Origin of the sequence: Actinoallomurus iriomotensis, assembly GCF_030269445.1 — a bacterium.
Taxonomy (GTDB): Bacteria; Actinomycetota; Actinomycetes; order Streptosporangiales; family Streptosporangiaceae; genus Actinoallomurus; species Actinoallomurus iriomotensis.
In genome coordinates this window covers 161659-181468 of the sequence record NZ_BSTJ01000009.1, presented here as the reverse complement: position 1 = coordinate 181468, position 19810 = coordinate 161659, and the positions used below count along the sequence as shown (strand labels likewise).

Below are 19810 nucleotides of genomic sequence, written 5' to 3'. Positions count from 1 at the left end.
AAGTCGAATCTCATATTCCGGTCAACGCGGCATGCCGCATTGCGAATAATTATCATGTATTTCCGGCGAGGTTCATTGGTTTATTCGGGCAAAGGAGTCGACAGAAGGAGGGCTCGGGGTAAGTGTTGACATGCAGTCTTACTCAACGCACGACGAGTTACGAACATCGAAGCTCCGGAGACCCCCATGCCGTCGCCCTCCCGCGATCTGGTCCTGCGCCGACGCCGGCTCCGCGAAGCCGTGTCCGGCGACCGGGCGTCCGAGCCGTACGACGCCGGCGCCCGTCCCCTGCACGGCGTCGAGGGGACGGTGGTCGACGCCAGCCCGCACCTGCTCGTCCTGGCCACGCCGGACGGCGAGGAGGTGCGCATGCCGATCGCGGCCGACGTCTTCGTCTGGCACGCCGGCCGGGCGGGCGTGAGCGCTCTGCGGCCCGGCCACGACGTCGTCGTCCGCCCGTCCGGCACCGGCGGCGCGGTGGCCGAGCGCGTCTGGGTCGACATCGCCCGCGTGACCGGGATCATCGCCGGCCGGTCCGGGCGCACGGTCGAGGTGGACTCCGGGCCGCACCGCGATCGCACCGCGCTGGTCATCCCGGCCGAGGCGATGACGCGCATCCGGGTCCGTCATCCACGGCTGGAGCCGGGCGCGCTGATCGACGTGATCGGCGTACGCCGGGGCGGCGAGGTCCACGGTCTGCAGCCCGCGTCGAGGTCGCCGCAGCCGGCCTCGCACGCCGAGCATCCGCCGGCGCACCGTTCCGGATCGGTGCCGCGGATCCTGCGCGGCACCGCGACCTGGTTCGACGGGCCTCCGGGGCGGCGCGGCGCGGCGTATCCGGCGCTCGACCCGTACGGCGACGCGGGCGGCTGCGGCACGGGTCCGGCCGCGCCCCTGCCGCTCCCGCTGCTGTCGATCGCCAGCGAACTCCACGTCCGCAACGACTGCACCGGCCTGGCGACGCGGGTGCCGGTCATCGAGTGCGGCTGCGTGGCGGCGCACTTCTGCGACCGCTGTGTCTGCTGCGGCATCTCGCCGCGCGGCCGGGTCATCGAGCTCACCAGAGCCGCCTTCGTCGACCTCGGCGGCGACCTCGACGCCGGATGCTTCAACGTCACCGCGCGAGTGGAGCTGTGATGGCCGAGGCGATGCGGGAGTTGCAGATCCCGTTCCTGGCCAGTGTGCTGCTGCTGGCCTGCGCCGCGAAGCTGACCGTACGCGGAGACGACTCCGGGTCCGCGCCGCACCACCGGCGTCCGTTCGTGTACGGCGTGGCGTTCGCCGAGGGCACGATCGGCGTCGCCCTGCTGGTGACTCCCATGGGCCTCGTACGCCTGGCCTGCGTGGTGTTCTTCGCCACGGCCACGTGGATCATCGGTGACCTCGCGCGGCGCGGCACCGACGAGGGATGCGGGTGCTTCGGCGGCCTCAGCTCGGCCCCGGCGGGTCGCCGCGGGCTCGTTCGCGCGGCACTGCTGACGGTCGCGGCGGTCGCGGCGGCCGGAGTGCCGGAGAGCGGCGCCGCGGTGCTGGACCGGGCCGGCGCCGGGGCGGTGCTGATCCTGGCGGCCGAGACCGCACTGCTGCTGATGCTCTCGCCGGAGATCGCCCTCGCCGTCGAGCGCACCCGCAGTACGACGCCGTGTGAGCTGCTCGACGTGCCACTGGAGCAGACGTACACGCGGCTGCGCGCGAGCGAGGCCTGGCGCGAGCACGAAGACGACCTCACCTCGGCGCAGCCCACCGAGACGTGGCGTGAGCTGTGCGTTCGCTACGTGGTGTACCCGGCGCGGATCGACGATCGGACGGCGGAGGTCGTGTTCGCCGTGCCGGTCGACGGGCGGCGGCGACACGTACGAGCCGCGCTGGTCTGGGACGGCGGGCACGAGGAGCAGGACGACGACTCCGGCCCCCGCCGCGTCCACACCCCCGCCTGAGTCTGGTGCTCTCTAGCGCGTTCTTGGAAATTCGCTAGAGACGCATAGAAATAACTCGACATCGTTCATCGGCTTCTCTAGCCGTCTCTAGCGAATGAGCAAGACAGCCGAATACTCGCCAACAGCCATGGCGGCGTCTACGGCTTTCTAGCCGTGGCGCAAGACTGACTTAGAGAGCGGTAGCGGTGCTCAGACCGGCTGCGATCTGAGGAAATGACCGAAGTGCGGGACGGTGAAGGCGACCAGGCCGCGCTCGGCGCTGTAGATGAGACCCTTCTTGATCAGGCCGTCGCGGGCGGGCGAGAGGCTGGAGGGCTTGCGGCCCAGCTCGTCGGCGACGTTGGAGGTGGGCACCGGCTCGTCGCCGAGCGAGGCCATCGCCCGCATGTAGTCGCGCTCGGCGGGGGTGGCGCGTTCGTACCGGCTGCCGAAGAAGCCGACCGCCAGCTCCCCCTCGGCCTCCGGCGCCGCGACGCGGACGTCGCCCTCGCTGATCGGCGTCTCGGGCGCGATGTCCCAGGCGACCTTGCCGTACGCCTGGACGAAGTAGGGGTAACCGTCGGCCGCGTCGTACAGCGCGTCGAGGGCGTCCTGAGTGAAGGTGACGCCTTCGCGCTCGGCCGGGGCGAGCAGGGCCAGGTCGGCGGCGTCCCGGTCGAGCCGGTCGATACGGGCGTAGCGGAACAGCCGCTCGGAGTAGGACTTGCTCGCCGACAGCACGGCCGGCAGGTGGGGCAGACCGGCGCCGACGACGATGAGCGGGCCGCCGCTCTGCGACAACTCGTGGCAGGCGGCGCACAGCGCCGAGACGTCGTCGGCCGGGATGTCCTGCATCTCGTCGACGTAGAGCGCGATGCCGACGCCGAGGTCGGTGGCGACCGAGGCCGCGTCGACGAACAGCTCGGTGAGGTCGATCTCCAGATCGCCCGAGTCGGCACGGCCGCGCGCGGCGGGCACGTCGATGCCGGGGTTCCAGCGGCGAGGGGCGACCTTGCCCTTGGCCGGCTCGGCGTCGGCCTGCGCGAACGCCTTGAGCACGCCGAGGAACTCCTCGATGCGGTCGGGCGCGCGGTGCCGGGGCGCCAGCTCGCGGATGGCCATGTGGAGAGCGGAGGCGACCGGGCGGCGGATCGACTGGTCGGGCCGCGCCTCGATCTTGCCCGTACCCCAGAGCTTCTGGATCGCCATCGACCGGAAGGTGTTGAGCAGCACGGTCTTGCCGACCCCGCGCAGCCCGGTGAGGATCATGCTGCGCTCGGGGCGCCCGCGGGCGACGCGCTCCAGCACGACGTCGAACTGCTGGAGCTCGCGGTCGCGGCCGGTCAGCTCGGGCGGCCGCTGTCCGGCTCCGGGGGCGTAGGGATTGCGCACGGGGTCCACGCTCTCGGACTTTATGAGGGGATATAGCTGCGGCCGTAGATTTCCGTAGAAAGTGCTACGGCGTGTCGCGCGATGCCGCGGACGGCAGCGCGTCGCGACCGGAGCGGTGAGGGTCGCCACCGGCCTCGCCTCCCTCGATAAATGTCGAACCTCTGTTCGAAGAGGTTCATCACCGTAGCGCACGGGGCGAGGCGCCGTCAGGAGAAGTGGCGCTCTTTTCGAACAAAGAATCGACGAGCGGTCCCGGCCGAGTACCGGCGCCGGGCCGGGCCGAGGACCGGCGACGTCGCGGACGCGCCGGCCCGTCGGCCATTCCCCGCCGGCCCGTCGGCCATTCCCCGCCGGCCCGGATCAGCCCTCGACGGACTCGTCGGCGCTGCTCAGGTGCGGCACGCGCTCGGCCGGGACAGTGCCCATGCGGCCCGCTTGGAAGTCCTGGAAGGCCTCGACGAGCTCTTCGCGGGTGTTCATCACGAACGGCCCGTAGCGTGCGACCGGCTCACGGATCGGCAGGCCGCCGAGGACCAGGATCTCCCAGCCGCTCCTCGCCGCCAGCGGCTGCGAGTCGGCGGCGGTGACCGTCAGCGCGTCGCCGTGGCCGAACACCGCGAGCTGCCCCTCGTCCACCGGGCGCCCGTCCGGTCCCGCCGTGCCGCGGCCGCTCAGGGCGTACACCAGGGCGTTGAAGTCGCGCGGCCACGGGAGGGTGAGCCGCGCGCCGGGGGCGACGGTGGCGTGCAGGTACGTGATCGGCGTGTACGTCGTGCCCGGACCCTGGTGCCCGGCCAGCTCACCGGCGATCACGCGCACGATCGACGAGCCGTCGTCGCTGCTCAGCAGGGTCACGTCGCGGGACCCGATGTCCTGGTAGCGCGGCGGCACCCACTTGCGCTCGCGGGGCAGGTTGACCCACAGCTGCACGCCGTGGAACAGGCCGCCGGAGGCGACCAGCTCCGGCGGGGGCTGCTCGATGTGCTGGATCCCGCTTCCGGCCGTCATCCACTGCGTGGCGCCGTCGGTGATCAGACCGCCGCCGCCGGTGGTGTCCTGGTGCTGGAACGCGCCGTCGATGATGTAGGTCACGGTCTCGAAGCCGCGGTGCGGGTGCCAGGGCGTGCCCTTCGCCTCGCCCGGGGCGTACTCCACGGCGCCCATGTGGTCGAGCAGCAGGAACGGGTCCGCGAGCGAGAGGTCGATGCCCGGGAACGGCCGGCGGACCTCGAAGCCCTCGCCTTCGAGGTGACGGGCGGCGGTGACGACGCGGGCGACCGGCCGCCACGCGGTCTCCTGCTCCGGGAGCCGGGGCAGTCGCGTCAGGGTCAGCGGGTCGGCGGTTACGGCAGGCATCGGGACCTCCTCGGTCGGGTTACGCGTCGTGCAACCAAGTTGAATTTTCAACTATTCCTCGGAGCGACGGCCCCGGCGGGTCTGCGGCCAGGGTAGCCGTCGCGGTTGAAGTTTCAACCTTCCGAACAGGTCACGGAAACGACCCCCGGCCACGACGGCCGGTGAGATCATCCGAGAGTGGGCCCGCAGGGAATTTTGTTGAATATTCAATCAAGCGTGTAGGATCGAGACATGACCGAACCGCGCTGGCTCGACGCCGTGCAGCAGCGCGACTGGCGTGCCTACGTCGAAGGCAGCGTGCGGCTGGCCGATCTTCTCGACCGTGACCTCAAGTCCAAGCACGGCCTGACCATGGCCGAGTACGAGATCCTCGTGCGCCTGTCGGAGGCGCCCGAGCGGCGGCTGCGCATGGCGGAGCTCGCCGACATCGCCAGCCAGTCACGCAGCCGTCTCTCCCACACCGTCTCGCGCCTGGAGTGCAAGGGCCTTGTGGCGCGCAACAACTGCGGCGCGGACAAGCGCGGCGTCTTCGCCGAGCTCACCGAGGACGGGTTCGCGTTCCTGTCCAAGGCCGCCGTCGACCACGTCGCGACGGTACGCGACTTCTTCGTCGACGTGATCGACCCGGACGATCTGCGGGCCATCGGCCGCGCGTTCACCGCCATCGCCGACCAGGTCGCCAAGGCACGCTGACTAGGCGTTCAGCCCGGTACAGAAGCCGAGCGAGAACAGTGTCAGGAACGTCCAGCCGCACATCAGCCCCACGCCGTACAGGCGCATGAACCCGGTCATCTTCCAGGCGAGGAAGCCGCCGAGGCCGAACGCCAGCAGCAGCAGGGCTAACGCCTGGGCCACCAGGTTGGCGTCGTTGCCGTGCATGACGTTCCGCTCGAACGCGGAGTACATCATGATGGCGTCCACCAGGATGAATGTGCCGAGTCCGCTGCCCACCGCGGTGATCTCGCGCATACCGAGCGGCGGGCGGCGCTTGGGGTCCGTTTCCTCCATGATCGGTCCTCTGTCCGCCGGACATGGCAGCCACATCGTCCCGCATGAAAGTGTCCGAAGCACGGCTTCGGACGTGTAATCCTTCGAAGATGAGACGCGCCACTCTCGGAATCCTCGCGACCGGACTCTGCGTGACGGTCTCGTCCGCCTGCGGTGGCGGCGGATCGGGTGCCGCGGCGTCCCCGCCCGCGGCGGCGGCCTCCACGGCCCCGTCGACGCCCGCCGCCGCGTCGCCCTCACCGTCGAAGGCCTCGCCGACCGGGCCCAAGCCGTTCTCCGCCAAGATCAGCAAGGTCACCCGGGCGACCGTGAAGCACTCCTGGCACTCCGGCTGCCCCGTCGGCCTCGGCGACCTGCGCCTGATCACCATGACGTACTGGGGCATGGACAAGAAGCCTCACGAGGGCGAGCTGGTCGTCAACGAAGACGTCGCCAGCAAGATCGTCAAGGTTTTCCACAAGCTGTACGACGAGCGCTACCCGATCCGGCGCATGGAGCTCGTGGACAAGTACGGCGGCAGCGACTTCAAGTCGATCGAGGCGGACAACACCTCGGCGTTCAACTGCCGCAACGCCACCGGCGCCAGCTCCTGGTCACAGCACGCCTACGGGCACGCCGTCGACCTCAACACCTGCGAGAACCCCTACGTGCACGCGAACGGCCACATCGAGCACCCGCGGTGCGTCAAGTACGGCAACCGCAAGCGGCACGATCCGGGGCTCGTCCACGCGGGCGACAAGGTCGTGAAGGCGTTCCGCTCGATCGGCTGGGGCTGGGGTGGCACCTGGGGCGGCCCGTGGGACTTCCAGCACTTCTCCGCCACCGGGCACTGAGCCGCGCCCGTACGCCCGTCTCTAGACGACCAGCAGGGCGATCACCGCGACGACGACCACGACGCCGATGATCAGACCGATGATCAGTCCGGTGTTCGGGCCTTGCTTCGCGGCCTCACCGCCCCCGCGGTTGGCGAAGGCCCGGAACTGCTGCGTGCTCGCTGCGGGATCCTGTTCGTTTCTCGCCATGCGCCGACAGACTAGTCGACGAAAGCACAGTGTCATCGGACTTTCCCGGAACGTCGTCGCCGTCACGGAGTGGCCGCGGCGCAGTCCGGCTCGTCGGGCAGCAGCGGCCGCAGCCGGCCGATGAGCCGGTTGATCATCCAGGCGCGTCCGCCCCCGGCACCCGGCTGCACGGTCGTGACCTTGGGCCTCCCGCGAGGAGCGTGACCGCGTTCCGGGGTGCGTGAAAAGGGACGGCCCCGCGACCACCTCGGTGGTCACGGGGCCGCGGTCGGCCGGCGGGAGTTACTTACGGCTGGCCCACAAGGGGTGCTTGTCCTTGTAGACCACCAGGTTGCCGTCGTCCTGTACGTTCAGGCTCGCGCCCGGGTTGCCGCCCGTCTTCGAGCTCCACAGCGGCTTGGTGCCCTCGTAGACGACGAAGTTCCCGTCCGTCTGCATCAGGGCGTACACGCCCGAGCCCTTGGTCGCGGTGCTCCAGATCGGCGTCCTGCCGTCCTTGTACAGCACGACGTTGCCGTCGGTCTGCACCTGCAGCGAGTACACCCCGTTCGGCGAGCGGACCTCGTTGCCGGTGATCACCTTCTGGCCGGGCTGAAGGTTGCCGATGGCCATGTGCCGCGACCACAGCGCCTTGTGGTCGGTGCCGTAGATGACCAGGTTGCCGTCGTTCTGCACCTCCAGGTGCGCGCCGGAGTGGCCGTGGGTGTTGCTGTGCCAGAGCGGCTTCTTGTCCGAGCCGTAGACGACCAGGTTGCCGTCGGTCTGCATGACCGCGTACGCGCCCGGGTGGCGGCCCGTCTCCGTGCTCCAGAGCGGGGTCTTGCCCCGGTAGAGGACGAGGTTGCCGTCGGTCTGCTGGAGCAGCTGGTAGTCGCCGTTCATCGAGCGGACGGCCTGGCCCTTCGACAGGACGTACCCCGCCTGGAGGCTGCCCAGCGAGACGTGCCGCGACCACAGCGCCTTCTTGGCCGTGCTGTAGATCACCAGGTTGCCGTCGTCCTGCACGAGCAGCGACGCGCCGGGGTGCTTGCCGGTGTTGCTGGACCACAGCGCCTTCTTCGCGCTGCTGTAGACGACCAGGTTGCCGTCGGTCTGCATGGCGGCGTACGCGCCCGGGTGGCGCCCCGTGGCGGTCGACCACAGCGCCTTCTTGCCCTGGTAGAGCACCAGGTTGCCGTCCTGCTGCAGGACGAGTCCGTACTTGCCGTTCGCCGAACGGGTCCACGCGCCGACCTTGAAGACGTGGCCGGGCTTGACGAGGCCCTTAGCGGCGGCGCTGGTCTTGGGCTGGACGTCGCTCTCCGGCTGACCGGCGGGGGCAGCGGCGGCGTTCGCGCTCTGCTGCGATGCCGTGGCCGCGGCCTTCTTCGGCGCGGGCTTGGAGTGGCCGGTGGCGGCCCACGCGCCGACCGACAGTGAGGTCACGGCTGCGGCCACACCGGCCGCGACCGCGATGGTCTTCATCCGCTTCACTGGGTGTGCTCCCCCTGTTTCGGACTGGATGGTGAGAAACGTAGGGGAGACATCGCCGGATCCCACGATGCTTCATCAAGCGTGGAAATGTCGTAGCGTCCGGGGAATGGGGCAATGGGCGCTGCGCGCGGAGACGGCGGGCGGCCGGTCGTACGACGCGCCCAGCGAGGCGCTGCTGTTCCGGCTGCTCGGCGAGCTCGGACCGGGCAACCAGTTCCTCGTCGTGGACCGGGTCGACGTCCCCGGCGGGCAGCACTACATGCAGGTGTACCGCGAGGTCGACGGCACGTACGTCGTCGAGTACCGCGAGGGGGCGCCCGAACGCCACTTCGAGACGGTCGCCGCGGACCTGCGCACGACGTTCACCGTGCTCACCGGCTGGGCCGGCGGCGCGCACGGGTGGCGCGACACGTGCGAGTGGCGGCAGTGGCCGATGCCCTGACAGCGCTCAGGTCGTGAGGACCGGCGCCAGCAGGCGCAGGTGCTCGGCCTGGTCGTCGAGCGTGGCGGCGAGCGGCTGGACGCAGACGTGGTCGGCGCCGGCGTCGTGGTGGGCCCGTACCCGCTCGGCGACGGCGTCCGGGTCGCCCGACGGCACGACCGCGTCGATCAGCGCGTCGCTGCCGCCCCCGTCGAGATCCGCGTCGGAGAAGCCCAGCTCACGCAGGTGGTTGCGGTAGTTCGGCAGGCTCAGGTAGCGCGCGGCGTACTGCCGCGCGGTGGCACGGGCCGCCTCCGCGTCCGTACCGACCACGACGGCCTGCTCCACCGCCAGGATCGCGTCCTCGCCGAGGACCTCACGGGCGCGCGCGGTGTGCTCGGGCGTCGTGAAGTAGGTGTGCGCGCCCTGCGCGTGCGTCCGCGACAGCTCCAGCATCCGGGGGCGCAGCGCCCCGAGCAGCCGTGGCACGGCCACCGGCACCGTGTGCTCCGCGGAGTCCATGGCGTCCAGGTACGAACGCATCGTCGCCACCGGCCGGCCGTAGTCGTGCCCGCGCGCGGTCACCGCCGGGGCGTGGCTGACCCCCAGCCCCAGTACGAACCGGCCCGGCCACGCGTCGCCCAGCGTCGCCGCCCCATTGGCGGCCGCGACCGCGTCACGCGCGTAGATGTTCGCGATGCCCGTGGCCACCAGCATCCGCTCCGTCCACGACAGCACCGTCGCGGCGTGCGTGAGCGCCTCCTTGCCCCGCGGCGTCTCAGCGAACCAGAAGGCGCAGTAGCCGAGCTGCTCGATCGCCACCACCACCGGGCGCTCCACCGCGGCCGGCGCGTCCGAGGCCGACGCCAGCCAGACGCCCACCCGGCCCAGCCGGTGCTTCACCGCGGCGACGTCGACGGACCTGCCCTCGGCCATCACGCACCCCCTCCTCCGGTGATCATGCCCATTCACCGGGCCCGCCTCACACCGGAATGAGCGGCGACGCGGCCGGACCGCTATCGTGGACCCCGCCTGGAGGGTTCGCATAGTGGACTAGTGCAGGCGCCTTGAAAGCGCCCAGGGCTGGTGACAGTCCTCGTGGGTTCGAATCCCACACCCTCCGCGTCGGATCATCCTGCTCGCCGCCTTCGGCGGCTTCGCCGGGGACCGCTCATGTCTGCCCGGGGGGCCGAGCCCCCCGGAACCCCCGCGATTGACGGTTTCTCGCCGTCGCCTCGCCTCTCGCCGTACCCGCTGTCCGCGACGTACGTAGTCGGTCTTTGGCCTTCCTTGGGCTTCCCTGGTTCTGGGCAGCGGTGTACTGGCCGCGGGTCGTCGAGCGTGGCCAGCGAATGTGCACCCTGACCACTTGGCGATAGATAGATCATCGGTATATAAAGCCTGTATGATCAAGGCCATGCAGGAACCCACGTTCCTGATCCTGACCGCGCTGGCCGACGGGCCACAGCACGGGTACGGAATCATCTCCGACGCCGAACAGATCTCCGCCGGGCGCACCCGCCTGCGCGCCGGCACCCTGTACGCCGCACTGGACCGGCTCCAGTCCGATGGGCTGATCGCCGTCGACCGTGAGGAAGTCGTGGACGGCCGGCTGCGCCGTTACTACCGGCTGACCGACGACGGCGCCGCCGCGCTGGCCACCGAGATCCAGGCGCTTCGCCGTCGCACCGAGGCCGCGGCCCGCCGCCTGGCCGCCTTCCCGCGCCTGGACCGCGGGGCCTCTCCCGCCTGATCGTCTACTCGAAGGGGACACTGTTGAGCATTCTCGAAGACCGCTACCGTCGCCTGCTGAGCTGGTATCCGGCCGATCACCGGCGGGAACACGAGCAGGAGATGCTCGGCGTTCTGCTGGCCGGAGCCCGGCCAGGTCAGACCCGCCCGTCCGCCGCCGATGTGTACGACCTGTTGCGCGGCGCCGTGCGGATCCACCTGCGCAGGGCGGTCGGCGGGTCCACGACCCCGGGCTGGGCCGCCGCCACCGCCATCGCCGGGTTCGTGGCCACCCTCCTGCTGGTCGCCGAAGGCCTGCGATTCGCCGTCAACACGCCACAAGCCGTGTCCCAGTTCATCGAGGCGCGAGCGCACCGGCCCTTCTCCCTGCCGCACATGCTGGTCCAGTCCTTCGGCACCGCCCCGTACTGGGCGGTCTGGCTGGTCATCGCCGTCCTGGCCTGGCGCGGTGCCCGCCGCCCCGCCGCCTGTGCCGCATCCGTCCTCACCGGCGCCCAGCTCCTGCTCGTGGTGTACGGGACGGCCACCACACTGTGGGGTGCGATCTTCACCGAGACGCTGGTCACCACCTCCCTGCCGCTCTCGCTGGTGGCGACCGCGTCACTGCTGGCATCGCCAGGCCCCCGCCACGGCGCGGAGCTGCTGGGCCGACGCGCGGTACTCGGCGCGGCGGCCGCCGCGGCCGTCCTCATCGCCCTGACCACGGCACCGCTGTCCGCACTGTTCGTCCCGTGGCCCCACACGGCTCCCGACGCCCGTCAGGCCGACCAGCGCCTCCAGGCGTTCAAGCACTCGTCGCACGTCTGGAACACGCTCCAACTGGCCGCTCTGCTGACGGCCTTCATCCTCCTCCTCGTCGTCCTGGCACGGACCCGCGAGGGCCGACGTGCCTGCGCGCTGCTGGCCATCCCAGCCACCCCGCTGATCACCGAATGGAGCGAACTGGTCGGCAACGGCTTCCTCACCGACGGCCCCCACCTCGCACGGCTGCTCCTCGGCGGCCTCGCCGGCTTCACCGTGGTCATGCTCGGCGTCCGCCTCGCGGAACTCTCATCCGAAAGGCGCACAGGCGACCGCGAACAGCGCCCAGCCTGAACGCCCCCACCCCGGTCCGCGACGACCGCGGATCCGCCGCCGCTTCGTCCTGCGCGCGATGTGCCCTGGTGGCTCATCGGACACGTCCGCGCACCGTCGCCGCCTGCCGACGCTCTGCGCCACCACCCGGGGCGATCACCGCCGTCCCGGGTCGCGGCGCAGGAGGAACGCGGCCGCGAGGGTGCCCGCGACGGACGGGAGGAGTGCCAGGCCGCCCCACAGCGGGGGGAAGATCCGTGCGCCGTACTCGGAAGAGACGAGCAGGAGTACGGCGAGGCTCGCGGAGATCACGGTCACGGTCATGGCCAGGATCGACGCCGACCGGCGGTGTGAGCGCGCGACGCGCCGCACGAGCAGCCACAGCGCGGCGTCGATGATCGCGACGGTGTACACGAGGCCGTAGAGCAGGCCTGCGGACGGGTGCTTGCCGACCGGGGCGTACACCGTGTCGGCGTGATCCATGAGGGTGTGGCCGCCGGCCTGGTCGATGATCGCCGCCACCGCCAGGACGGCCGACAGGGCCGTCGCCGTTGTCAGAGCGATCGACTTCTCAGAAAGTGACTGTCTCATGCGAGTGACTGTATGTACGGTCGCCCAGCGAGTCAATCGCTATAGAAAGTCACTTGCTGAACGTTGCGGACGTCGATAGCCTCGGGGGATGGCATCTGGGCTGCGGGAACGCTGGCGGGTGAAGGCGCGGCGCACCATTCAGGAGCGGGCGCTAGACCTCTTCGACGAGCGGGGGTTCGACGCGGTCACGATCGAGGAGATCGCCGCCGCGGCGGAGGTGTCGCCGTCATCGGTCTACCGCTTCTTCGGGACCAAGGAGGGGCTGCTCGTCGCCGACGAGTTCGACAGCATGAGCCATGAGGCGCTGGAGGAGCTCCTGGATCTGGACGATCCCGTCGGCAGCCTGCTGCGGATCGTGCGCCGGTACGAGACGATGCCGGAGGACGTGCCGGGTGGCTCGCGTACCGACAGGAGCCCCTGGCGCCGGGTGCGCTACTTCTTCCAGGAGCCCTCGGTGCGGATGGCCGCGTGCGCGGCGCTCGATCGGGCGAGTCAGCGAATCGCCCCGATGATGGCGGCCCGCGGCGATCGGACCGAGGCCCAGGCGCGCGTCACCGCGAACGCACTCGTGTTCGGTTACTTCGCCGCGCTGGAGCAGTGGTACCTCGACGGCGGCGTGCGGCCGATCGCCGACTACGTCGAGGAGGGCATGGCACCGCTGCGCGCGCTCTGGCCCTCCCCGGACGGCCCGTAGGGCCTTCGTCCCAGAGTCCCCGCCCGTGGCGGGGGCAGGAGGCTCTGGGACAAGACCTCAGCTGGTGGGCCAGGCGAAGCCGTCGCCCACGGTCGCGGCCAGGACCAGGTAGGCGTCCTGGGTGGCCGCGGAGAGCTGGTCGAGCTCTACTTCGGCGCCTTCTTCGAGGTGGGGGTCGTACGGGATGCGGACGACCGCCCGGCAGCGGCTCTCGAAGTGGGCCTGGAGCCGGTCCAGGTCGACCGTGCTGCGGCTGCGGGAGCGCACCATGGACAGCACCACGACGCCGTTGCGTACGAGGTCGCCGTAGTGGTGGGCCTCCAGCCAGTCGAGCGTCGCCGAGGCCGACCGTGCGCCGTCGACCGACGGTGAGCTGACCAGCACCAGCTGGTTCGCCAGGCCGAGCACGCCCGCCATCGCCGAGTGCAGCAGGCCGGTGCCGCAGTCGGTCAGGCAGATCGAGTAGAAGTGCTCCAGCACGTGCGCGACGGTGCGGTAGTCGTCCTCGCTGAACGCCTCGGACACCGCCGGGTCGCGGTCGGAGGCCAGCACCTCCAGCCGGGAGGACGACTGCGACGTGTAGGCCCGCACGTCCGCGTACCGCTGGATCTGCTGGTGCTCGTTCAGCAGGTCGCGTACGGTCGTGGCGGTCTCCAGGCGGACCTTGTCCGACAGCGTGCCGCGGTCGGGGTTGGCGTCGACCGCGATGACCCGGTCGCCGCGCAGCGACGCCAGTGTCGAGCCGAGCCCGACGGTGGTCGTCGTCTTGCCGACGCCGCCCTTGAGGCTCATCACCGCCACACGGTGGTGGCCGCCGGCGACGGGCGTGCGGGCGCGCGCGAGCAGTTCGCGTTTGCGCAGCTCCTGCGGCGACTCGCCCGGGTGGATGACACCACCCGACGCCTTGTAGACCGCGCGCCGCCAGCCGCCCGCCGGCGCGTGCCGGCGGCCGCGCAGCAAGGTGTCGGCGCTCAGGCTGTCGGCGGTCTGGCCGGTCTCGGGCTGCGGGGCGTACGCGTCCGGCAGCGGGGCCAGCGGCGGTCCCTGCTCCGCGCCGGGCGGCCCGTACTGCTGCGGGGCGTAGCCCTGGTGCTGGTACGGGACCTGCTCGGCCTCGGGCGGCGGGCCGTACTGCTGGTGTTGCTGCGGGTAGGGCTGCTGGTACGGGCCCTGTTCGGCCTGCGGAGCGTACGGCGACTGGCCCTGGTACTGGCCCTGCTCGGCCTCCGGCGGCGGGCCGTACTGCTGCTGTCCCTGGTACGGCGGCTGCTCGCCGCCCTGGGGCGGTCCGTAGTACTGCTGGCCGGGGTAGCCCTGCTCCGGCTGGGGACCGTACTGCGGCGGCGGGTACTGCGCGTAGCCGGGGTAGCCGCCCTCGGAGTAGTTGTCGTAGCCGGAGTCCACCTGGGTGGCCTCGGCGGCCGGCAGGCGCCGGTCGACGTACTGGGTCCGCTCTTCCTCGTCCGGTTCGTACCGCTCCTCCGGCTCGGCGGGGGCGGCCTCGGCGGCGCCCGTGCCGTTCACCGGCGGGATGCTCTCGTACGGCGGCGGACCGGGCTGCTCGGGCGGCTGGTACGGCGACGGGCCGTACTCCAGGCCGGGTGCGGGCATGCCGGGGAACTGCGGCGGCTGCTGCACCCCGCCGAAGTCCTGCGGGGGATAGCCGGGGAAGCCGAAGCCGTAGGGTTGCGGCCCCTCGGTGGACGGCTGCGCGGGCGGCTGGGCGGGGGCGTCCTGCGGGGCGGGGTACTGCGGGAAGGTCGGCGCGGGCGGCGTGTTCGTCCACACGCCGGTGGACTCGCCCTCGTCCTCTTCGACCGCTTTGTCCTCGCCGGGCTTTTTCGCCCTGTCCTCTTCGCTCGGCCTCGCGGCGTCGTCGCCGCTCATCGCATCAAGGGACGCGAGTTGTTCTTCGAGAGAACGACCCGTTTTATCCTGATCATTTCGTGCCACTAGGTCCCCCTCGTGGACGCGCAGTGGATGAACCCGCAAAAAGACGCTCATCGGCAGCCTAAGCCACTCTAGGTACCGGCCCATACCGTGTCGCGTCACCATGCCCGACTAACGTGAGGCCCATGCATGCGATCGTGATCGAAAATCCGGGCGAGCCAGACGTATTGCGATGGACCGAGGTCGCCGATCCCGTCGTCGGCCCAGGTGAGGTGCTACTCGACGTCGTCGCGGCCGGTCTCAATCGCGCCGACGTCTCCCAGCGAAAGGGCGCCTATCCCCCGCCGCCCGGCGCGTCCGAATATCCCGGGCTCGAGGCCTCCGGGCGGATCGCGGCGCTGGGCGAGGGTGTCACCGGGTGGAGCGTCGGTGACGAGGTGTGCGCGCTCCTCGCCGGCGGCGGTTACGCCGAGCGGGTGGCCGTGCCCGCGGGGCAGGTGCTGCCCGTTCCGAAAGGCGTGAGCCTCGTCGAGGCCGCGGGCCTGCCCGAGGTCGTCTGCACCGTTTGGTCGAACGTCTTCATGCTGGCCGGACTCCGCGAAGGCGAATCATTCCTGGTGCACGGCGGTTCGAGCGGAATCGGCACGATGGCGATCCAGCTCGCCAAGGCGCACGGCGCGCGAGTGCTGTGCACCGCGGGCAGCGAGGAAAAGCTCGAACGCTGCCGCGAGCTCGGTGCCGACATCGCCATCAACTACCGCACCGAGGATTTCGTCAAAGCGGCCCGGCCGGTCGATGTCATCCTGGACAACATGGGCGCCGAATATCTGGCGCGTAACGTGGAGACCCTGGGCACCGGGGGCCGGCTCCTGATCATCGGCTTCCAGAGCGGCGCCCGGGCCGAGCTGAACCTCGGCAAGCTCATGAGCCGGCGCGCGTCGATACAGTCGACGGGGTTGCGGTCCCGGCCACGCGAAGAGAAGGCTGAGATCGTCGCCTCGGTGCGCGAGCACGTGTGGCCGCTGCTGGAGTCGGGGGCCGTGCGCCCGATCACGGATCGGACGGTCCCGATGCACGATGCGGCCGCCGCGCACCGCATCCTGGAAGAAAGCACCCACATCGGCAAGATCCTCCTCACGGTGGGAAACTGAGGCCCCATGAACAATCCACTGAACAGCAACCAGGACCCGCATATCGTCGTCGTCGGCCAGAACGGCATGGCGACGGCCTCCGGTGAGGACGGTGAGTCGGAGGAGCGCTCGGTCGCCGAGATGGTCGAGCAGCCGGCCAAGGTCATGCGCATCGGCAGCATGATCCGGCAACTGCTCGAAGAGGTCCGGCAGGCACCGCTCGACGAGGCCAGCCGGGCCCGGCTGGCGGAGATCCACCAGCGTTCGATCAAGGAGCTGGAGGACGGGCTCGCGCCGGAGCTCATCGAAGAGCTCGAGCGCATCGCGCTGCCGTTCACCACCGACAACACCCCCAGCGAGGCCGAGCTACGGGTTGCCCACGCGCAGCTCGTCGGCTGGCTCGAAGGCCTGTTCCACGGCATTCAGACCACGTTGTTCGCCCAGCAGATGGCGGCTCGTGCCCAGCTCGAGCAGATGCGCCGCGCGCTGCCTCCCGGCGCGATCCCGCAAGAGGACAGCGCCCCCGGCCGCGCCTCCGGCCCGTACCTATAGTTCCTCGGGAAACAGTTCTTCGATGGTGCGGGCAACGCCGTCATCGTCGTTGCCCGCCACCGTACGGCCCACCGCGGAGAGCACCTGCGGGTGCGCGTTGGCGACCGCGTAGGACCGGCCCGCCCACATGAGCATCGGCAGGTCGTTGGGCATGTCGCCGAACGCCGCGACGTCGGCGGAGGCGATGCCGTGCTCGTCGCACAGCTCCGCGAGCGAGCTGGCCTTGGACACACCCGGCGCGCTCATCTCGACGAGCCGGCGGCCGTTGGAGTGGGTCGGCAGCACGACCTCGCCGACCAGGTCGGTGACGGCGGCGAGCAGCGCGTCGGCGTCGAGTTCGGGATGGCGGGCCAGCAGCTTGGCGGCCGGCCGCGTCATCAGCTCCTTCAGTGCGATCGAGTCGTCGCGCTCGGCGTTGTCCCAGCCGGACAGCTCATAGCCGCGCGCGTACTGGATGCCGTTCTCGTACTCCACCGCGAAGCCCAGATCGGGTAGGGCGGCGTTCAGCGTCTCGATCGCGGTGCGCAGCGCCTCGGCGGTCATCAGGTGCGAGCGGATCACCCGCTCGTCGTGCAGGTCGTACACCAGGGCGCCGTTGGCGCAGATCGCGACGCCGCGATGTCCCACGGCCTCGGCGACCGGGTGGATCCAGCGTGGCGGCCGGCCGGTGACCATGACGAGCATGGCCCCGGCCCGCTCCACTCTGGCGAACGCCTTGACGGTGCGCTCGGACACCGTGCCGTCGCTGCGTACGGTCGTGCCGTCCAGGTCGGTCGCGATCAGGCGCGGGGACGTCATTTCGCGACGGGCTCGAGCACTTCGCGACCGAGGAACCGCTGGAGTGCCTTGGGCACGAGTACCGAACCGTCGGCCTGCTGGTGGTTCTCCAGGATCGCGACGATCCACCGGGTCGTGGCCAGCGTGCCGTTGAGCGTCGCCACCGGGCGGGTGCGGCCGTTGCCGTCGCGGTGACGCACCGACAGGCGGCGCGCCTGGAAGTCGGTGCAGTTGGAGGTGGAGGTCAGCTCGCGGTAGCGCTTCTGGGTCGGCACCCACGCCTCGCAGTCGTACTTGCGGGCCGCGCTCGTGCCCAGGTCGCCGCCCGCGGTGTCGATCACGCGGTAGGGCAGCTCGACCTTGGCGAGCATCTCCTTCTCCCACTCCAGCAGGCGCAGGTGCTCCTCGTGCGCGTCCGCCGGGTCGCAGTAGGAGAACATCTCCACCTTGTCGAACTGGTGCACCCGGATGATGCCGCGGGTGTCCTTGCCGTACGACCCGGCCTCGCGGCGGAAGCAGGAGGACCAGGCGACGTAGCGCCGCGGGAGATCGCTGATGATCTCGTTCATGTGGTAGCCGGCCAGGGGCACCTCGGAGGTGCCGACGAGGTAGAGGTCTTCCTGGGGCAGCTGGTAGACCTCGGCGGCGTGCGCGCCGAGGAAGCCGGTGCCCTCCATCGCCTCGGGCTTGACCAGCACGGGCGGGACCATCGCGGTGAAGCCGTACCCGATGGCCTGCTCCATCGCGAGGTTGAGCAGGGCGAGCTGGAGCTGGGCGCCGACACCGGTCAGGTAGAAGAACCGGGCGCCGGCGACCTTGGCCCCGCGCTCCATGTCGATCGCGCCGAGCGCCTCGCCGAGCTCCAGATGATCTTTGGGCTCGAAGGCGAAGGTCGGCGGGGTGCCGACGGTCTCCAGTACGACGTAGTCCTCCTCGCCGCCGGCCGGAGCGCCCTCCTCGACGATGTTCGGCACCGTGCGCAGGAGCTCGGTCAGCTCCTGGTCGAGCCGCTGCGCCTCGGCGTCGGCCTCCTTGACCTGCTGGGCGAGCTCCTTGGCCCGGTCGAGGAGCTTCTGGCGCTCGTCGCCCTGGGCCTTGGAGACCGACCGTCCGAAGGACTTCTGCTCCGCCCGCAGCGACTCGAACGAACTCAGCGCGGACCGCCGCCGCTCGTCCAGGTCGAGCAGCCGCTCGACGACGGTGTCGTCCTCGCCTCGGGCGCGCTGGCTCACACGCAGCCGCTCCGGGTCGTCACGAAGGGTTCGCAGGTCGATCACAGGCACGAGGTTACCCGGACGTCCTTGGCCTCCGCGCCCCGATAACCTCCGATCGGCGATCAGCGGACGTCGACATAGTCGCCGGAACCGGTCACCGCCAGGTACGAAGAGCCTCCCGAGTACGTCGCGCGCCAGGTACCGTCCTTGGCGGCCTTGAACCCGTGGGCGAAGTGTCCGGTGGAAGTCGTCTTCGCGCTTCCCTCGTACGTCCAGGTCGTGGCGCCCTTGGCCTGGAAGTAGATCTTCACGCTCTGGCCGGAGAAGGCCTTCCAGGCGGTCGTGTCACGCTTCAGCGTGCCGCTCACCGTGATCGTCCTGCCCTTGCGCACCGGCTCGGGCGAAGCGTTGAACGACGAGATCGCCGTCCGGTAGCGCACGTCCACATAGTCGGAACCGCTCGTGGCGGGCAGCTCCCCGGCTCCGGGCATCTCGGTGGTGTCGACACGCCAGTAGCCGTCGCGCACCGCCGGAGTGGTGATCTTGAAGTAGCCGTCGGCGTCCGGGTCGACGCCGTACAGGTCCGTCCACTTCTTGCCGTCGGTGGAGAACTGCAGCAGAGGCGAACTCGTCCCCGGCTCGGTGGACCCGTCCGCCCGGTACCGCACCACACGGCCGGTGGCGGTGATCGTGTTGCCCTTGCCCACCGGCTCGGGCGCGGCGTTGAAACCGATGACCGCCGTACGGTGGTCGGCGACCATGACGCCGCTGTCCGCCCGCGCGCCGAGATACGGGCCGTACCCGTCGCCCGCCGGACCGCGGTCGTAGACGTAGGGCGTCTCCACGTGCCAGTAGCCCTCGCCGGGCACCGTGGCGGGCACGCTGTAGGAGCCGTCGGCGGCCGTGAGCCCCTGCGCGATCTGGGTGGCCGGATCCGCACCACCGGTGTCAGGCTGGAAGAAGACCTTCACCACCTGACCCGCGACGCCGGTCGCCCCTCCGTCCGGCATGACACGTTCGAGGCGCCCGGTGACCTTCACCTGCGCGCCGACCACGGACGGCGCCGGGTCGAACGCCATCGAGATCCGGGTCTTGGCGGGAAGAACGTGCAGAAAGACGCCGGGAGTGACGAGCGCGTACCGGTGGTCCGCGTTCCCCTGGAAGTGCGCTCCCGCGTTCCCCTCGACCATCGTCGGATGCTCCCCGGTCGTCCCCAGAGTCACCGGGGCCGTGAACCGGCCGTCCGCGTCCGTGTTCACGTACTCCAGGCAGACCTCGTCCTTGCGCAGGCAGACGCGCGCGTCCGGCAGGCCCTCCTCCGTACCGCCGGCGTCGGTGTAGACCAGGCGGCCCGTGTACGTGACCGTGGGATGGTCGACGTCGACGGCGGTCGGGTTGATCGAGAACTCGCTGAAGCGCGTCGGCGCCGGGGTGCCGTCGGCGCTCGCCGGCACCTGGGCGGCGGCCACGACGACGACGGCCGCGAAGACGGCTCCAAGAGCTTTGAACACACGCGTCTCCAAGGGGTAGGGGCGGTGATCCCCTAGG

At 70.6% G+C, this 19810-nt stretch carries 21 protein-coding genes and 1 tRNA gene; 11 read left to right on the top strand and 11 right to left on the bottom strand.

The features are described 5' to 3' along the window. The first annotated feature begins 186 nt into the window (after nt 1–186). On the top strand, nt 187–1137 hold the full coding sequence (locus QSK37_RS33215; RefSeq protein ID WP_285629210.1) for a hypothetical protein: 951 nt from the start codon (nt 187–189) through the stop codon (nt 1135–1137). Further along, on the top strand, nt 1137–1937 hold the full coding sequence (locus QSK37_RS33210; protein WP_285629208.1) for a MauE/DoxX family redox-associated membrane protein: 801 nt from the start codon (nt 1137–1139) through the stop codon (nt 1935–1937). The genes QSK37_RS33215 and QSK37_RS33210 overlap by 1 nt, the downstream gene beginning before the upstream one ends. A gap of 189 nt (nt 1938–2126) precedes the next feature. On the opposite strand, the gene QSK37_RS33205 is transcribed toward QSK37_RS33210, so the two are convergent. Together QSK37_RS33205 and QSK37_RS33200 are read right to left on the bottom strand one after the other, a co-directional pair. After that, nucleotides 2127–3317: an ATP-binding protein gene (locus QSK37_RS33205; RefSeq protein WP_285629205.1), complete on the bottom strand. Its 1191-nt coding sequence runs from the start codon at nt 3315–3317 to the stop codon at nt 2127–2129. A 351-nt stretch (nt 3318–3668) separates the two neighbouring features. After that, on the bottom strand, nt 3669–4664 hold the full coding sequence (locus QSK37_RS33200) for a pirin family protein (protein WP_285629203.1): 996 nt from the start codon (nt 4662–4664) through the stop codon (nt 3669–3671). Between the two features lie 231 nt (nt 4665–4895). On the opposite strand from QSK37_RS33200, the gene QSK37_RS33195 reads away from it, so the two are divergent. Then, nucleotides 4896–5357, top strand: coding sequence for a MarR family winged helix-turn-helix transcriptional regulator (locus QSK37_RS33195; RefSeq protein ID WP_285629201.1), 462 nt, complete (start codon nt 4896–4898; stop codon nt 5355–5357). On the opposite strand, the gene QSK37_RS33190 is transcribed toward QSK37_RS33195, so the two are convergent. Continuing rightward, nucleotides 5358–5672 (bottom strand): hypothetical protein, encoded by a 315-nt coding sequence (locus QSK37_RS33190; RefSeq protein WP_285577638.1) that lies wholly within the window; start codon nt 5670–5672, stop codon nt 5358–5360. A gap of 89 nt (nt 5673–5761) precedes the next feature. Here QSK37_RS33190 and QSK37_RS33185 point away from each other — a divergent pair, with 89 nt between their 5' ends. Continuing rightward, on the top strand, nt 5762–6505 hold the full coding sequence (locus QSK37_RS33185; RefSeq protein WP_285629199.1) for a M15 family metallopeptidase: 744 nt from the start codon (nt 5762–5764) through the stop codon (nt 6503–6505). A 21-nt stretch (nt 6506–6526) separates the two neighbouring features. Here QSK37_RS33185 and QSK37_RS33180 read toward each other — a convergent pair whose 3' ends face one another. After that, a complete protein-coding gene (locus QSK37_RS33180) occupies nt 6527–6694 on the bottom strand; it encodes a hypothetical protein (RefSeq protein WP_285577635.1) in 168 nt (55 codons plus the stop codon). A 282-nt stretch (nt 6695–6976) separates the two neighbouring features. Continuing rightward, nucleotides 6977–8158: a hypothetical protein gene (locus tag QSK37_RS33175; RefSeq protein WP_285629197.1), complete on the bottom strand. Its 1182-nt coding sequence runs from the start codon at nt 8156–8158 to the stop codon at nt 6977–6979. 115 nt (nt 8159–8273) lie between these two features. Here QSK37_RS33175 and QSK37_RS33170 point away from each other — a divergent pair, with 115 nt between their 5' ends. Then, entirely contained in the window at nt 8274–8609 is a 336-nt protein-coding gene (locus QSK37_RS33170; RefSeq protein ID WP_285577632.1) for a hypothetical protein, read from the top strand. A 6-nt stretch (nt 8610–8615) separates the two neighbouring features. On the opposite strand, the gene QSK37_RS33165 is transcribed toward QSK37_RS33170, so the two are convergent. Then, on the bottom strand, nt 8616–9524 hold the full coding sequence (locus QSK37_RS33165; RefSeq protein WP_285629195.1) for a TIGR03620 family F420-dependent LLM class oxidoreductase: 909 nt from the start codon (nt 9522–9524) through the stop codon (nt 8616–8618). Nucleotides 9525–9622: 98 nt separating this feature from the next. On the opposite strand from QSK37_RS33165, the gene QSK37_RS33160 reads away from it, so the two are divergent. From QSK37_RS33160 to QSK37_RS33150, 3 genes are all read left to right on the top strand, one after another. After that, nucleotides 9623–9711: transfer RNA gene (locus QSK37_RS33160), tRNA-Ser, on the top strand. Nucleotides 9712–10005: 294 nt separating this feature from the next. Beyond that, the gene (locus QSK37_RS33155) at nt 10006–10341 is read left to right on the top strand and encodes a PadR family transcriptional regulator (RefSeq protein WP_285629193.1); all 336 of its coding nucleotides are present in this window, start codon (nt 10006–10008) and stop codon (nt 10339–10341) included. 23 nt (nt 10342–10364) lie between these two features. Then, the gene (locus QSK37_RS33150) at nt 10365–11435 is read left to right on the top strand and encodes a hypothetical protein (protein ID WP_285629191.1); all 1071 of its coding nucleotides are present in this window, start codon (nt 10365–10367) and stop codon (nt 11433–11435) included. Nucleotides 11436–11570: 135 nt separating this feature from the next. Here the strand turns inward: QSK37_RS33150 and QSK37_RS33145 are convergent, their stop codons facing one another. Next, complete coding sequence (locus QSK37_RS33145) at nt 11571–12005, bottom strand: hypothetical protein (RefSeq protein ID WP_285629189.1); 435 nt, start codon at nt 12003–12005, stop codon at nt 11571–11573. 88 nt (nt 12006–12093) lie between these two features. Between QSK37_RS33145 and QSK37_RS33140 the strand changes: the two genes are divergently transcribed. Then, a complete protein-coding gene (locus QSK37_RS33140) occupies nt 12094–12699 on the top strand; it encodes a TetR/AcrR family transcriptional regulator (RefSeq protein ID WP_285629187.1) in 606 nt (201 codons plus the stop codon). Nucleotides 12700–12756: 57 nt separating this feature from the next. Here the strand turns inward: QSK37_RS33140 and QSK37_RS33135 are convergent, their stop codons facing one another. Next, complete coding sequence (locus QSK37_RS33135; protein WP_285629185.1) at nt 12757–14586, bottom strand: MinD/ParA family ATP-binding protein; 1830 nt, start codon at nt 14584–14586, stop codon at nt 12757–12759. Nucleotides 14587–14774: 188 nt separating this feature from the next. On the opposite strand from QSK37_RS33135, the gene QSK37_RS33130 reads away from it, so the two are divergent. Further along, complete coding sequence (locus tag QSK37_RS33130) at nt 14775–15740, top strand: NAD(P)H-quinone oxidoreductase (protein ID WP_285629183.1); 966 nt, start codon at nt 14775–14777, stop codon at nt 15738–15740. 6 nt (nt 15741–15746) lie between these two features. After that, on the top strand, nt 15747–16271 hold the full coding sequence (locus QSK37_RS33125) for a bacterial proteasome activator family protein (RefSeq protein WP_285629181.1): 525 nt from the start codon (nt 15747–15749) through the stop codon (nt 16269–16271). Here QSK37_RS33125 and QSK37_RS33120 read toward each other — a convergent pair. From QSK37_RS33120 to QSK37_RS33110, 3 genes are read right to left on the bottom strand one after another with little or no spacing between them, the layout of a single operon-like run. Further along, a complete protein-coding gene (locus QSK37_RS33120) occupies nt 16266–17069 on the bottom strand; it encodes an HAD family hydrolase (RefSeq protein WP_285629179.1) in 804 nt (267 codons plus the stop codon). The two genes, QSK37_RS33125 and QSK37_RS33120, sit on opposite strands and share 6 nt — an antisense overlap. Beyond that, the gene (gene serS, locus QSK37_RS33115) at nt 17066–18325 is read right to left on the bottom strand and encodes a serine--tRNA ligase (protein ID WP_285577614.1); all 1260 of its coding nucleotides are present in this window, start codon (nt 18323–18325) and stop codon (nt 17066–17068) included. The genes QSK37_RS33120 and serS overlap by 4 nt, the downstream gene beginning before the upstream one ends. A 59-nt stretch (nt 18326–18384) precedes the next feature. Further along, the gene (locus QSK37_RS33110) at nt 18385–19773 is read right to left on the bottom strand and encodes a hypothetical protein (protein ID WP_285629177.1); all 1389 of its coding nucleotides are present in this window, start codon (nt 19771–19773) and stop codon (nt 18385–18387) included. Nucleotides 19774–19810: the final 37 nt, after the last annotated feature.